Origin of the sequence: Campylobacter sp. CCS1377, from assembly GCF_040008265.1 — a bacterium.
In the GTDB taxonomy this organism is placed as follows: domain Bacteria; phylum Campylobacterota; class Campylobacteria; order Campylobacterales; family Campylobacteraceae; genus Campylobacter_D.
Window position 1 is genome coordinate 774,761 of the sequence record NZ_CP155620.1, and the last position, 16,325, is coordinate 791,085.

General features: G+C 26.7%; 11 protein-coding genes. 9 read left to right on the forward strand and 2 right to left on the reverse strand.

The window, feature by feature from the left end; all coding sequences use genetic code 11:
- Nucleotides 1–8: 8 nt before the first annotated feature.
- On the reverse strand, nt 9–488 hold the full coding sequence (gene tssB, locus AAH949_RS03985; protein ID WP_348519034.1) for a type VI secretion system contractile sheath small subunit: 480 nt from the start codon (nt 486–488) through the stop codon (nt 9–11).
- 82 nt (nt 489–570) lie between these two features.
- Nucleotides 571–1,806: a type VI secretion system domain-containing protein gene (locus AAH949_RS03990; protein WP_134239389.1), complete on the reverse strand. Its 1,236-nt coding sequence runs from the start codon at nt 1,804–1,806 to the stop codon at nt 571–573.
- 93 nt (nt 1,807–1,899) lie between these two features.
- Between AAH949_RS03990 and tssJ the strand changes: the two genes are divergently transcribed.
- From tssJ to AAH949_RS04035, 9 genes are all read left to right on the forward strand, one after another.
- Nucleotides 1,900–2,349, forward strand: coding sequence for a type VI secretion system lipoprotein TssJ (gene tssJ / locus AAH949_RS03995; RefSeq protein ID WP_134239387.1), 450 nt, complete (start codon nt 1,900–1,902; stop codon nt 2,347–2,349).
- 8 nt (nt 2,350–2,357) lie between these two features.
- Complete coding sequence (gene tssK, locus AAH949_RS04000; protein ID WP_134239385.1) at nt 2,358–3,752, forward strand: type VI secretion system baseplate subunit TssK; 1,395 nt, start codon at nt 2,358–2,360, stop codon at nt 3,750–3,752.
- The gene (gene icmH, locus AAH949_RS04005) at nt 3,752–4,531 is read left to right on the forward strand and encodes a type IVB secretion system protein IcmH/DotU (protein ID WP_134239383.1); all 780 of its coding nucleotides are present in this window, start codon (nt 3,752–3,754) and stop codon (nt 4,529–4,531) included. Before tssK ends, icmH begins: the two co-directional genes overlap by 1 nt.
- Before the next feature lie 360 nt (nt 4,532–4,891).
- On the forward strand, nt 4,892–5,269 hold the full coding sequence (locus AAH949_RS04010; protein ID WP_348519038.1) for a hypothetical protein: 378 nt from the start codon (nt 4,892–4,894) through the stop codon (nt 5,267–5,269).
- 37 nt (nt 5,270–5,306) lie between these two features.
- A complete protein-coding gene (locus tag AAH949_RS04015) occupies nt 5,307–9,524 on the forward strand; it encodes a hypothetical protein (RefSeq protein ID WP_348519039.1) in 4,218 nt (1,405 codons plus the stop codon).
- A 207-nt stretch (nt 9,525–9,731) separates the two neighbouring features.
- Nucleotides 9,732–10,469 (forward strand): hypothetical protein, encoded by a 738-nt coding sequence (locus AAH949_RS04020; RefSeq protein ID WP_348519040.1) that lies wholly within the window; start codon nt 9,732–9,734, stop codon nt 10,467–10,469.
- Between the two features lie 9 nt (nt 10,470–10,478).
- Nucleotides 10,479–11,237: a hypothetical protein gene (locus tag AAH949_RS04025; protein WP_348519041.1), complete on the forward strand. Its 759-nt coding sequence runs from the start codon at nt 10,479–10,481 to the stop codon at nt 11,235–11,237.
- A gap of 60 nt (nt 11,238–11,297) precedes the next feature.
- Nucleotides 11,298–15,008: a hypothetical protein gene (locus AAH949_RS04030; RefSeq protein WP_348519042.1), complete on the forward strand. Its 3,711-nt coding sequence runs from the start codon at nt 11,298–11,300 to the stop codon at nt 15,006–15,008.
- Between the two features lie 18 nt (nt 15,009–15,026).
- Nucleotides 15,027–16,304, forward strand: a complete 1,278-nt coding sequence (locus AAH949_RS04035; RefSeq protein WP_348519043.1) for a hypothetical protein — start codon at nt 15,027–15,029, stop codon at nt 16,302–16,304.
- The last annotated feature ends 21 nt before the right edge of the window (nt 16,305–16,325 follow it).

A 16,325-nucleotide genomic window follows, 5' to 3' on the forward strand; every position in this document is an offset into this window, starting at 1 on the left:
TTTATTTCCTATTCTTCTTCTTTTTTGATTTCTACAAGTAACTTTTCTTTTGTTTTTTCATCTTTTAATGCTTCTAAAACAGCTTTTCTAAAATCAGGTATATTTCCCAAAGGACCCTTTAGAGCCATCAAAGCTTCTCTTAATTGCATTAGCTTTCTTAACTCAGGAATTTGGTAAACTAAATAATCAGGTGAAAAATCTTTCATGCTGGAAATATGAAGATTAACATCAAGTTCTTCCGCTGGCGTTCCTAAAGTATTTTTAACACTAAAACTTGTATTTATATCTAATTTTTGCATTACTTGATCAAAATTATTTTTATTGATTTGCAAAATTTCTCTTTCTTCTAAAGGAGTTTCGTTTTTTCCTTTTAAATTTGCCATTACCATTAATTTTAACGGCAATTCTATTTCAGCATTTTGCCCATTAGTTTTAGCTTTATATGTTATATTGATGCGTTCTTTTGGTGCGCGAGAGCCATCTGACATTCTTATTCCTTTATTTTCAAGATTAAAAAGTATTTATATTCATTTTATTATAGTTAAACTAAACTAAATTTTATATAAGGTGTTATTTAACTTTTTCTTTTGCATTTTCATATTCTTCTAGCAAATAATCTTTTAACAAGGTTTTTTCCATTAATTCCACTAAATATAAATAAAAAATTTTGGCATTTTTTTTCATACCTTTATTTTCAAAGACTTTTGCTATTTCAAGCAAGGAGTGAATATTATTCATTAAAGAATTATTGATATTTGCATTATCAATATCTATCAAGATTTGCTCCAAATCCTTTTGTACTTTTTGTATTTGATTATCTTGCCAAATAGGTTTTTTTTCTTTGATGTTTAATCTTGTAAAATAATTGATAATTTCTTCTTTACAAAGCATTTGCCCTGTTTCAAAACAAAGCTTGTTAATACCTTCAAATTTGTTAATAAAATCATGAGTAAGACTTATGAGTATTTTTGATGCTGCTGTTTTTTTGTTTTTGTCTAAAAATTCACAAAAAAGCTTCATTCCTTCTAGCCAAAAGGGATTTAAAATAAGATTACTCATAAAATATTTTATATGTTCTTTTTTGTTTTCTTTTTCTTCTTGCAAAGCTAGAATTAAATTAAGATCAGGATATCTTAATCTTGTAATATTATTGCTGTTTTGAGGTAAATTTTTAATTTTTCCCCACATGGCTTGCGTAAAAATTGCATAGGCATTGAGATTATTTTCATCTTCATCTAAAAGTTCAAAAGCTAAGTTTTGATAAAAGGCTTTATATTCTCTTTCATTTAAAGAATGTGTGCTTTGATTTTGTGTTTTTAATTCTTGTTTTACTGGCTCTAAAATCACAGGAGTTTTATCACTGAGTTTAAGTTTTAAAAACTGACAATGTAAAATTTGTTCTAATTTAGCAAAAATTTCATTAAAATCTTTTGTAATATCAAAAGCTAAAGAAGGTTGTGTTTTGTTGTATTCATTTAAGAAATTATCAATAAGATTTTTAATTTTTTTCTTTTGAGTATGTAAAAAATCATTATCTTGATTAAGCAATTGCTCTAAATGTTTTAAAAGCAATAAAAGCTGATGGAAATATTTTTCTTTATTAGAATAAAAACAAGATAAGAGAAGATAATTGCAAATTTTTAAATTAAGCGAATGATTTTTTAATATTATTTCTGAATACTCATAAACTTTATCCCAATTAATATTTTCATGATTTAAGGTTTTGTATTTTGACATTTCATCTTCAAGCAAATGAAATTCTTCTAATTTAGCTAAATCATTTTTTAAATCACTACTAAAAAGCATTATTCTTTCCTTTAAAAAATATTATAATTGAATTTTAAAAATTATTATGTTAATTTTATAAAAAAATATTTTATACTCTATAAAGGATATTTTATGTTTAATGTAAAATTTTTTATTTTTATACTATTGTCATTATTCTTAAGTGCATGTTCTAGCAATGTAAGTGTTCAAATTAATAATTTAGAAAATTCCAATCTCAATAATAGATTTGATGATGTACCCATTACTGTAATTGTTTATCAATTAAAAGACATAAAGAAATTTGAAGAAGCAAGTGATTTAGATTTAGCAACCAGAGAAGATGGGGTTTTAGGTAAAGATAAAATAGATTCTATTAAATTACAAATTGCCCCAAAAGATAAAGTAATAGCTGTAAAAGTTAATGATGAAGAAGTTCCTTATATAGGGGTTTTAGCTCTTTTTGCAAATCATACAAAAAAAACCACAAAAATAGGAGTAAAAACAGAAGAGGCTAGTGGATTTGGTAGTAATAAAATTTTAAAATTTGAAATCAGCAAAGAAGGCATCAAGAAAAGTAAATAGGACTTAATATGGCAGATAAATTAAAAGTTGCTTGGTTTGATGGCTTAAATATAGGACAAACTCATTTTGAGCAGCAAGAAAGATTTTTAAATAGAAATATAGACTTAAAAACAATTCATATCTATAGCAATCTATATGGAATTATAGATTTGGAGTTCTCACAAGAAATGTTAATGCAAGGTAAAATCGCACTTTCGAAAATTTCAGGCATTGCACAAGATGGCAGTATTTTTAATGCGCCTGAACAAGACTTGCTTCCTAAGCCGCTTGAGATTAACTACGAATCCTTAATCAATTCAGTCATTGTTTTAAAAATTCCATTAGGACTTAGCACTATAGCTGATTTATCTTTACGCAACAGTCTTTCAAATTCTAAATATATTTGCCTTAGGAGCAATATTGCTCTAAGAAATTACGATGATTCTCAAACGGATATTTTACACCATCTTGAAAATGAAGATGAGCTTGAAAATACAGCTTTTACCCAAGAAAAAAGAGCTTTGCTTTTGGCGAGTTTGAGATTAAAACTTGGTATTTTGGGTAATTCAACCCCCGATGAACTTGAACTACCTATTGCAAAAATTAAAAATATTGATGCTAACAAAAAAATTGAATTAGAAAATGATTTTATACCTACTTGTCTTAACATAAGTAAAATTCCCATCATCAGATCTTTTTTAGAGGAAAATATTCATGCAATCAAACAACATAAAAGTGTTTTAAATAATGTATTTAAAGGCATAGATCAAACCAAAAATACTTTAGATTTTAGTACATTTTTATCTTTAAATCTTTTAAAAAAATGGTACTTAATCTTCTCACATTTGGCAAATAAAGATAAAATCCACCCTGAAATTTTATATGAAAAATTCTTAGAATTTCAAGGAGAACTATCAGCTTTTAGCAATGATGAGACTTTTTTAGAATTTATTCCTTATAAACATGACAATTTAAATGAAACTTTTTTAAGTTTAATAAATAACTTAAGATTATTATTTTCAAAAATAACTAGCCCAAAATACACAATGGCTAAGATTATTAATAATCAGAATGGATTTTATGATTTTATATTTGATAATTCAGGAATTTTAGAAGATGCAGAAATTTATTTTGCGATTAAGGCTGAAGTCAGTACAGAGTATTTGCTAAGTCATTTTAAAACCCAAAGCAAAATTCACACTCAAAGCAAGATTAAAAATATAGTTGCAACCCAGCTTAAAGGAATTAATGTTGATCAAGTGCCTAATGTTCCATCTAGCATTCCTTATTTAAATGGTTATATTTATTACAAAATTGACAAAAAAGATGAATTATTTAAAGATTTTAAAGGAGAAAATGTTATAAGTTTTTATTTAACTAATAATATTAATAATCCTGATATTAAAATGTGGGCGGTATTTTAATGCAAGAAAACATAAGCAAAAATAAAGAAGAATTAAGTCTAATTCTTAACTCAAAACTAGAAGGACTTAAAAATAATAAAATAATAGATTATTCTTTAGAGCTTCTTTTGCTTTCTTATAGACTTTCAAAAATTACTTCTTTGGAGACACATTTTGTTGCAAATTTAAGAGAAACTCTGATTAATAGTATTTTAGCCATAAGTGCTAAGTTAAGTGCTTGTAAGGAATATGAAGAAAAAGACATTATAAAATTCAGATATTGTCTTTGTGTTTTTATAGATGAAAGCTTAATGAAAAATGAGAATTTTATTGATTTTTGGGCTAATAATACTTTAACCGTGAGATTATTTGATGAAACCTTAGGGGGAAATAATTTTTATGATATAGCACTATCTTGGCTTAATAATCCTGCAAAAAACAAAGACTTTTTAGAATTCATATATACTTGTTTGATTTTAGGTTATAAAGGAAAATATAGCGATAATAAAGACTGTGAAGAAAGGATAATTCATCTTTGTAATAATATTGCTACTTCCTTAGCATCCTTATATACCTTAGAAGAACAATTAGCTTTTAATAAAGCTTACGAGATTAGCTTTAAAGAAAATGCTTGGCAAAAATTTATGAGATTGTATTTTAATAAACTTATTATAATCTTGCCTTTGATTTTTATACTCACAATATTTTCCTATTCTATTTTTAATCTTGAAACCAATAACAAAAGAATAGAAAACAATGTAAGCAAGCTTGTGCAACAGCTTAAGAGCGTGGATAAGTGATCTTATAAATTAAGATAAGCCATACACAAGAATAATTTAAGTGTGAATTTGTGGATAGGGGAGGAGTAATGCATAAAAAAATTCAAGCAATCAGCTATCAAATCAATCATTTAGTGATCGAGGTTTTTTAAAAGGATAATAATGCTGGAATTCTTTATTAATCTTTTAATATTTATTCTTATATTTTTCTTTTTTGTTTTTATATTTTCTATCATTTTATATTTTAGCACTAAAATCTTTTATAAATTAAAAAATAAAACAAAAACTATAAATTTTAAAACAATATTTAAAAAATTTACTTTGTTTCTTTCGCCTGTATATCTTTTATTATTCTTAGCAGGAGGCTGTTCTTATAAATATATGGATCCACAATATTATGAGTTTGAGAGTTTGTGTTATCTTAATGCGGGAAAGGTGTTTATTAAAGATGAATCAGTAAAAAATGAAACGAGTATAATAGTGATCCCTAAGCATTATGATCTTAATGCGGGAAGGGAGTTGATTGAATCTATAAAAAATGAAACGAGTATAATAGTGACCCCTGAAAGCAAGCAAATAAAAGATAGAATAGTGGAAACTAGATTTGAAAGAAAAAATGAAAACAAAATAGTATATTATCGTATTAATACATATTTTTATGATAATTATGGTATATTCTTGAAAGGTGATGAGGGTGCTGGATTATATTTTAGATATATGGAAGTATTAAGTTGTAAGAATATTGACAAAAAAAATTAAGAAAGATGATTGACAAGTTGAAATTTTGGAATAATAAATGAGTAAAAATATTAAAACGCAAGAAGCTAAATTAGACTTAATCACTAAATTCTTAGACTATGCTAATTGTGCCGATGCTAGTTATGCGATGTTGCAATATGTTTGGGAAAATATAGAGCAAGATGAAAAGAATAATATTAATAAAGCAGATAAACTTACTTTTGGCGATAAATTAAAGCAAGATGTTGCTACTAAAAATAACAAAGGAGAACATGGTATAAAACCTAAAAACACAAATACAGCTTATGCTTGTGCCATTCAAGCTCGTTTTGAACAAAGTAAAATAATTAAAATAGAGCCTAAATATTGTATTTCTCTTGTAAATACTTGTTTTGACAGTAAAGAAATAACATTGGATAATGATATTAGTAAAGTAGGATTAAACGATACGCTTAGTAAAAGAACCATTGACTTTGTAAATAGATTTAGACTCCTAAAACATCAGCCTAATACTTCAAGTGGCTTTAGTGCTACTTTGTTTGAAGATACCAAAGATAATAATCAAAAGATTATAATTATACGAGGAACAGAGCCTACGAGTAATTTTGGGATAGATATTTTAGATGCTGATGTTGATTTAGCTTTAGGCAAAGTTCCCTATAATCAATATCTTGATATGATTAAATTTTATTCTGAGTGTGTTAAAGAATTTCCAAATATTATAAAAGACAAAGGCTTGGTAATTGTAGGTCATTCTTTAGGTGGAGCTTTGGCACAACTACTTACTCTTTCATTAGCGAGTGTTAATTCTAGTGCTAATGTTAAAGAAGTCTATACTTTTAATTCGCCTGGTGCAAAAGAACTAAAAGCTTTAAATTTAAATCAAATTTACAAGATAGATGAAAAAATTATCAATTCTGATAATAAAGAGCAAGCATTGTTTTATCAAATAAGAACTTATAAATATCAAAAAAGTATAGAAATAAACTTAATAGGGTATGATTCTAATTTATTTCAAAATATAAAATCATATTTTCATAATAAAACAAACTTAAAAGAACATTATATCTTTATAAAAACAAATATAATTTATAGTAAATCAACGAATTATTTTTATGATATTTTTGAAGTTGATGAAGTATTTATAAATTGTGTTAATAAACTCCTTGCCAATCTTAATGCCAAAAATATTTTAGCTACAAGTGATAATACTTATCATATTGAAACAGATACTGATTCTGATGCTGATACTTCTAATGCAAAAGAGGCGATACAAGGTTTAGGAGTGGATATAGATGGTAAGCATTATATTGTTAATTTAGGGGATCAATTTTGGGATTCTCATTTTTTAGAGCCTACTATCATAGAATTAAATCATATTTTAAATCTTATGAAAAATAAAGAAATTGATAACCTTTTAGAATATAATATAAATAAGGATAAAGAAGAGCTATGGACTTTTATCAAATATCATAATCATATTTTGGCTACTGCAAGAACTCGTTATGATGATTATATTTTGTCATATTCTAGCATTCCTAAGCCATCTAGTGATTTTTTAAATTCGTTGGAATATTTGCAGGTTCATTATTTGCCAAAAGAACCTAAAAAACCTTTATTTGCATCAAGTATTCAAGGTTTCTCATCTACGCAATTACAAGCTTTGGAGGAATATAAAACAAAAAAAGTTAAATATGATGAAGATTTAAGAGAATATGAATTTCATAAGATAAAATATGAAAAAGAAAAACAAGCTTTTAATCAGAAATTTGAAGAGTATTTTTTAGGAATAACCTCTTATCAAAATAGACTCTATTCTTATAAAATAACACAAGAGAAAATTATATTAAATGCAATAATACAACAAATTAATCAAAAAGATATAGCATATTTTAATTTGTATTCTGTGATAGAATTTTTAAAAGAAAATAAGGCTTATTATAAATACATAGATTTAAATGAAATCCAAGATTTAATTTTAAATGATTTAAATAATAAATTGGGTTATTTTTATTGCCTTTATGTATGTATAAATTTAATAGTATCAAGAGAAGATAAAAATACTTATTTCACTCAAACTACTGCTATAAACAATCTAGGCTATAGCAATGATTTTACCAAAATCTTCATTCTAGATAAAGAAAGTCTAAATGATACCTATCTAGATGCTAGAAAAAAGCTTTATAAATCTATCAATAATTTAAAAGAAGAAAGAAATGAAAAAATAAAAAATATCCAAGATTATTTAAATAAAGAAAATTCCTTACAAGATAATTTAAATAATCAATTTAATACACAAGAAAATGATATTAATTTGGCTTTGGAAAAAATATTCAGTATAGAGCAATTTTATGATAAAAACACAAATACTATAGCATTAAAAACAAATAATATAAAAATCATATTCTTAGATAAAGTAAATTTGCAAGATTTACAATCTAATACCAACAACACTTCTTTTATCTCTATGTCAAATTTAATCCATATTTATGATAATCATTGTGATATCTTTACAAAAGATAGAAGTGTTTTAGATATAAAATTTATAGAAGAAAAATATCAGATAGATTTTAAAAGTTTAGATACAAAAATCTTCCTAAACTCCACCCTCCTTACAGGCTCCACCGAACTCCCTAATAATCCTTTTTACTTTGGAGAATTAGATAAAGATAATATTATAAAACAAGATATACCCAGCTATTATTTTTCTCCTAAAGATGAAAGCAGTGGTTTAGGAAGACTTAGTATCTTTTATAAAAATAATGAACTTTGCTTGCTTAATTATTCTATATTGGAAAAATCTTTAAATATCAAATTAGAATGCTTAAGCAAGCAAAGCTTAGAATACAAAGATTTAATTTCAAACACTCTAAAAGAACAAAAAACCATACAAATAAATAAAAAACAAAGCATAGCTAAACTTCACGCCCTTTTAGAAAATCAAAACCTAGAATGTATCCATGGAGGTAAAGTCATACTTAAATCAAGCAAAGGAAAAACTTTTAAAGATGGTGGTGTGCCTATTATGCTAGAAAGTGATTTATTAAACTCTAGTATAACAGGTTGTCCTCACACTATAGCTAATGTAAGTGTTCCTTGCACTAAAGTTGTTAATGTTAAAGGTTCTTTATCTCAAAAGAAAGTAAATAGAGAATACGCTATATTACAAGAACTCATCTCAGCTTGTATTACAGACAAAGGCTTTCCTTTGAAAGTAAGCTTTGTACCTACTAAGTTTAAATTTGATCATAGTTTTGATCCTAAGGAGGGGTTAGGAGAACAAAGTAAAAATCAAATAGAGTTAAAAGAAGCTAGATTAAGAATGTATTATAAAGAACACAAATATCAAAAAGACAATCTTTTAATCACTAATTTATATCTAAACGATACCCTATATCAAAACGAACAAGGTTTAGATAAATTAGAATTATCTAAAAATGATTTATTCAATTTAAATGATATTAATGTACTAAATACTCTTAAACAAGACTTTAGTAAAGATTATGAATTTAAAGAGTGCAAAATTAAACTTGGTGTGCATTTGCTAAAATTAATCTTTGTTATCCCCAAAAACATTGCTAAAGTTTATAAAAGTGCTTATAAAGAATTTGAAAACAAAGATCTAGGAGCAGGATATTTTACAGAGTTACATGAATACAATAAAGATTATAGGGAAAATGAAAATATCATCCACCATAGAGTTTTTTTAGCTCCTGCTAAAATGCAAAAGATTGATTTTGAGATTGCTAAGGGCTTAGATGAGTGGCTTGATAATGAAAATGTGTGTTGCTTTAATGTTTATACTAAGGATTATTTTAATGCAGATGATAAAGATATGTCTACGAGTGATAATATAAAAGATAATACAAATGTCATAAAAAGCAATAATGCAAATTTTAATGAAAACAATACTCAAGAAATCATCCCTGATAATGTTATAAGAATAGAAACACAAGATGGTAGTGGAGAATTTATTGAGATAGTATTTGATGATTTGGAGGAATGGAGAAATAAATCAAGTGGAGCCATAAAGCCTTTATTTTCTCCTTTGGGAGGTATTGTAGATGAGGCTTTAGAATCACTTGAAAATGTCAGCATTATCGGTGATGCCTTAGCAATGCTTGGTACAGTGAAAAATCCCAAAAATGCAAAAAATATTATTAAGAAAAAATCATTGACAAAGGATGAAGTGTTGCAGATAGTGGATAAACTGCCAAAAAATGTCCGAGATAAACGCAGAAGAATAGTTGAAAACAAAGAAGAATTAGACAAATGATGGAAAAAAGTTAACTAAAAATTCTAAAGAGTTAGAAAATAAAGTAGATAAAAAATACGGACAACCAATTTACATGAGAAAATTAGATGATCAAACTATTATACAATATAAAAAAGCTTCTAAAAGTTGGAGGCGAGACCATAGAGATAAATTCTAACAAACCAAGAGGAAATCTTAGAACAATACATATAGAAAATGGGGTGAAAAATGAAGTATAAATATATCAAATGGAATAAAGAAGAAAAATGTGCTATATTTTTTCCTGATATAGATTATAGCTTATGGAAGAAAACACAATTAAAAGAAAATGTCTACAATAATCCCTCTTTAATTATATCTTCTTGCCTGATAACAAAAATGGATATTTTAGAGTTATTTGAGTATTATATTTTATTTATTTGCGGAAAAAGCATGGGCACATCAAGATGGGAGTGTAATAATTTAATTTTATTGGATACTTGTAACATTGACAATCTTAGCAATCCTTTCTCTTTAAATGCACCCAAACCTACCTATATAAGTGAATATATAAACATCTTAGGACAACTATTCTTAGCAGGATATATAGACTTTGGTTCTTATTGCGATGAAGAAGATAGAAATAAAATAGACTATCCCTCAAACTTATCTTATTATAAAGAAGATAAATACCAAGCTTGGATATATTTTAGAGATAATTTCTTTTATCAAGACAAATTTATTAGAGATTTGGACGATCCTGAAACATTGGACGAGGATGGATATAGTCTTATTTTAGGTGATGTTTCTTGGGATACACCACAATATTGGTCACAATACAATATCTGGGTAGCAACAACCCCCAAAGGCACAAAATACTTTAATGAAATCTTAGCTCCTAAATTTTATAACAAATACAAAGATTTAGAAGTAGAGATTGATAGTAAAGGCAATGTGCTTAGGTGGATTGGAGAGATTAATAGATGAAAGATAAAAATGGCGATTGGTAAAGTAATTCATAAATACGGTTCGTTCTTTCCTGATTTTGATGAGATATTTTACAATTTAGGTTATGATGGTATTTGTTTTGATGAAAAATCAGATATAAAGCTTTTTCTACAAATTCCAAACCTTAAGAAAACAGATATTTTAGAATATTTTGAAGATCATTTTTTAGGATCAATTTTTGAGGATGCATGCGAATTTAATGACTTGGATTGTCCTTTGTTTTACACAGAAGATGAAAACTTAAAAAATTCCATAAAACCAAATTACAATAGTGAGTATGTAAGTATTATAGGGCAACTATTTTTAGCAGGATATATAGACTTTGGGATTACTCCAAGATCGGAAGATAAATATACAAGAACAGACTATCCTACTAATTTATCTTATTATAAAGAAGATAAATATCAAGCTTGGATATATTTTAGAGATAATTTCTTTTATACTAATGCATTTTTAAAAGGATATTATGACGATATTTTAATCTATAAAGGCAAAGAATATACAGCAAATACTCTACCCAAACTTAAAAAAGGAGAAACGATCCATAGTACAATGCATAGTGCTGCTTCTTGGGATATGCCAAGATATTGGAGTGGGTATAATATATGGGTAACAAGAACTCAAAAAGGCACAAAATATCTCCGTGAGATTTTAGAACCTAGAGTTTATAACAAATACAAAGATTTAGAAATAGAGATTGATGATAAGGGTAATATACTTAGATGGATTGGAGAGATTAATAGATGATTTTGCTTAAATTTTATTTAAATAAAAAATGTTAAGATAATATTTATTTAAAGGTAGATTATGAAAAATAAAGAATTTACTTGTCAATATATTTATAATCTATATGAACTTAGAAACTTGATAGATAAATATTGCAAACAAGCTAAAAATATAGTTTTATATTGTAATAATTTTTCAAGAAAAAATGTACTTAATCTAGCAATATCAGATTACGAAATTGCCAAGGACTGTTATTATGGTTTAGATCAATACTTATATGACACTCTTAAAACATTTGCTTCTAAAGGTAAAAAAGTTCAAATTTATGATTATTCTTATAAAAATTTCATTGATTCTAATAATTCTGATAATAATCTTCCAAACTTTATCATAACTTCTTTATCTTGTGATATGGCAAGCATTTTTGATGATTTTATAAAAGCCTTAGAAAAATCCGAAGATGAAACTACTTCAGAAGCTATGACGCAAATTTCAAAAAAAGAAAACAAAGGAATTGATTTTTTAATTACTTGTATTAATGAGAAATTAAAAACTCCTATACTTCAAAAACTAAAATCATTTGATGAATATCAAAAATTAAACGAATATAAACTAAATGAACAAATAGAACTGATATTTGGTGAATTGATACAAAATATTAAAGATATTTACGCAGAAGGTTATGAGTTTGCATACAAAACAATAATTAATGCTTTTCTTAATATTGTTAATATCTTTAAGCTAAAAAGCTTTTTGACAAAAACGCATCCATTATTAATTGCTAGTGATATTGCTTTTGAATCATGGAGGGTTTTTCAAGATATTTCAGAGTGGAGTGAGAATAAATACTCTTATGTCTTTTATAATGCTATTATAAAACTACTTATAAGTGATATTGGCTATATTTTTACTGTTTTTGAAAACAAAATTCATCACTATACTTTGATTATAGATGATAAAATTCTTTTTGATTTTTCAGGCTTTGGAGCGGTAAATTTTCAATCATCAGTATATCATAAACAAGATTTAGCAATATGTCTTAAATCAAATGAAGAAATTTTTAAAGATTTTTGGAGTGCAAATTCTTCAAATTTTTTCACTGAAAATCCCAAAGAAGAATTTATTCTTTATAAACAATACTCCATTAAAGAGGCACTTAAAAGGCAAATACCTTTAGATCAAAATAGACTAAGTTATATAGAAAGTCCGTATTTTAACTCTATTGCGCTAGCTCAAATCATAAAGGATTTAAAGGATAAAAAAAGCGAATCTTACCATGCAAAAAATTTTCTCATCATCACTAATGCTCCGCAAAAATATAATGCTGGACTTCATCAAAAACTTACAGAAGAAATTTTTGAAAATACTATCATTTATCCAGATACCATAAAAGATGAAAAACAAAATGATATTTTAGTCAAAGCTCCAAAAGACTATGATGTAACGATAGATTATAGTAAATATAAAATAAATATTATCGATAATGAAACTAATGCTTTTGTGCTTTCTTTAAGTCCTTTTGTTAAATTAAATTATCAAACTTATCAAAGCTTTGAGGATGTGGTAAAAGAAAAAGAAAAGTTATTAAATAGTATCACAGATGACAATCCTGAAAATGTATTTCAATATCTAAATTTTATAAAAAATCCTAGTAATGCTGATAAAATACACAATTATTATTATTTACAATCTGTTTTTTATCAAGCAAATAATAAAAAAACTTTTTTAGAAAAACAAAAACAATATTTTCAAGAAGGCATTGATTGCTTAAGAGCTTATATAAATAGTATTATTCAAACCAAACAACAAAACATTGGTACTTACACAGGTGTAACTTATTCGGAAAAATTTGTCGATAAGAAAAATATTACCATCACAGAAGTTCTTTTACTTGCCTTAACTTATTATGTAATAAAGCATTTTTATTCGTCTATTAAAACCGATTATCAAGCTTGGTGGAAATTATTTGCAAATTATGAAAGCATACAAATAGAAGAGGAAGAAAGTATTGATATACTTCCTCAAGATGTCCTTTTAAATATAAATGAAGAAAAAATCCCCTTATGCTTTTCAAAACAACAAAAAGCAAAACTTACTGAGAAAAAAATTTTTTGCATAGAAGAATTTGTAGATTATTTAGAGCAATCAAAAGACTGCGAAATCGATGAAAACGATGAAAAAGAACTTGAGATTTATTTAAAACAAGACAGTCAAGATACCCAAACTCAAGATGAAGCATTAAAACACAATTTAGAGCAATTAGATGCATTAATTAAAGATGAAAAAAAATCAAGCAACAATATCAGCGATGAACTCGACACTTTAACAGAATATATAGAAAAAAATGATATAGATAAAATTTCTTATAATCCACAAAAAACTATAGTAGCTATGATGGATGCTTTTATAGACAAATTCTTTCCTTTTGCGGATTTTTTAAGAGGAGATGATTTTAAATTTGCCAAGCAACTTAGCAAAACTGTCCTTAATTTTTTAACCCTTGAAGCACAAAAAGCCCTTTATGAAAATATAGGTGCGAGTTATTTGTTGTTTTTGATGACTAAATCAAATATTCATATGAAAAAAGTTACAATACACAACCAAAAAGAATTTGACAAAAGATTTAAAAAGCTAAGCAAAATGGCCCTATTAGAGCTTTGCTATATGCAAAAAAATAAAAACAAATATGAAGCTATCATGTTAGTAGATGGTATGACTTTTAAAGAATTAAAAAATCGCAAAGGTTTTAAAGACTTGACAAATATTAGTAAAAAACAAATTTTCAGATATAAATTTAATTTTACTTTAAAAACCATTCGCAATATTGCTAAAGAATCTTTTATATTCTTGCCTCAAGTCATCATCACAGATTTAGTTAATCAATTATGGATAACCCACTATGAAAAAAGCAAAAAAGAATACGAAAAATTGAAATTTTTAAATTTTAGTGATAAATACAGTCCTCCCTATGTGTTAATGAAAAAACCTACAGACGCACAAGAAGGATTAATTTCTTATCCTATGTTTATCAACAATACTTTTATTTCTTTTAATTTCACTTCTATGTTTACAGGAGGGAAACTACAAACAGGAGGTTTGGGGGAAAAAGAATCCTTATTTGTCTATCATAAAGATCTAAGCGGCACAAAAAAGGTAAGAAATTATCTTTTAAACAAACTTTTTGCATATTTGTGTTTAGATGAGTTAAGATCAAAAACCGGAGATTTAAAAATCATAGAAGATATAGATTTTTTTAATACTTATTCTTATTTACATGATTTGCCTACAAAACCAAGACTTTTAAAACTAAAACATGAAGAAGATTTTTTAATCCCTAAAAATGCCAACGAAGAGCAAAGAAGAAGCATTGAAACTTATAACAAAAAATTACAAGCTATCAATAAAGATGAAGCAAAAAAAGCTTTATATAAAGAGTATAAAAATAGAGAAGCAAAAGGTTTAGCAGCCATAGATGCTTATCATAAATGCATGGATTATTTAGAGGATATAGATAACGATATTTTTAATACTAAAGCGACAAATAACGCTTCTGATCCTTCAAAACACAGAGAATTCTTAAAAGCTTTAGACACTATAGGGCAAAATAATATTAAGGCTTTGTATGTGGGGATAAATGGTGATAAAAATATCTCACAAAAAAAAGAAAGTGAGGAAAACAAAGAATATATGATTAAGGTTGCCAACAATAAAGAGGAAAAAGAAAAATGCCCTAAATTTGTAGGCAGACTAGCCACTACTATCATTATGAAAAATGGCTTACATATAGGATAAATTAAGAAAGGATAAAAGATGAGTGATACTTATATGATATACGCTCCTAATGGATTAGGAGTAGAGGTAGATAAAAAAACTAATGAAATATATTTTGCACAAAGTGCTGATCCTGTAGGCAAATATACTAAAGAATATACCAAGGTTTTTTTTAAAGCTTGGGAAATTAAACAAAACTCCCCCTACAAAGACTATAAACCCAAGTATCTAGATCCTAACTTTTATACAGGAGAGAGATCCACTCTTTTAGAATTTAAAGATTGGCAAAGCATATATTTAAAAGATCCTATAAAAGGAGCTATAGCTCCTTGGACTAAAGCAGAAAAAGCTTATTATAAATCTTTAAAAACTAAAAGAGAAAGATATAAATATTTAATTATAAGAAGTGGACTTAGAAGTACTGTTATAGATATACCTTATGATGCTTATTGTAATGTAGATGAAAAAGGAAATTTAATCAATAAAGACTATAAAGAACTCTATAAAGAAGTAGAAGCCAATAGAGGTATGGCTAATATGCATAAAGGTTGGCTTTTTATGGCTGAATGGGAATTAGCAGCAGGAATACTAGGAGATATAAAAGGATTTGTAGGAGCCTTACAACTTTCCATGACAGGATTTAAAGCAAGAACTCAAGCAATAAATTTTTTACTCATACAACTAGGACATGAACAAGGCTTTAAAAGTCTTTATGATTCTTATGCATATAGAGATTTAACAGATGGCATACACAAAAACCCTCTTAAAGCTCAAATGCTAAAAGACTTTTCTAAAAATCCTCCTTATGATGAATTTGGTATGCTACCTTTTCTAGATGAACTTATAGGGGTGGATTGGGTGATAGATCCAAATAGGTATCGATTTGCAGAAGACGAAAAAGGAAGAGTTAATGATGCTCTAAAAGATGATGTTGAAAAAGGAACACTCAAAGATCCAAGAGATATAGATTCCACTCCAGAGAGTAGATTGGAATTTGAATATGAATTAGATGCTTATAGAAATGGAATGAAAACTAGATTTGATGGAGATAATCCAAATCATTGGAGTAAAGAGCAAGTAGAGAGATTTAATGATACTTTGATTTTATGTGCCAAACTCGCAGCCCTAACTCCTCCTCAAGGCTATACTAATGCACCTTATTATTACTCTCCTGAAAGATTGGAGTTTATTTACAAAAATCATAATTTAGATAGGCTTCTTGATCCAAGAATCCCTGCAATTTATCGTTATAACTTTCCAGAAAGCCTAAGAGAGAAGATACAAGCTTATGCTAAAGAGCATAATATAAAAGAGTAATTCATAGGCAGACTAGCCACT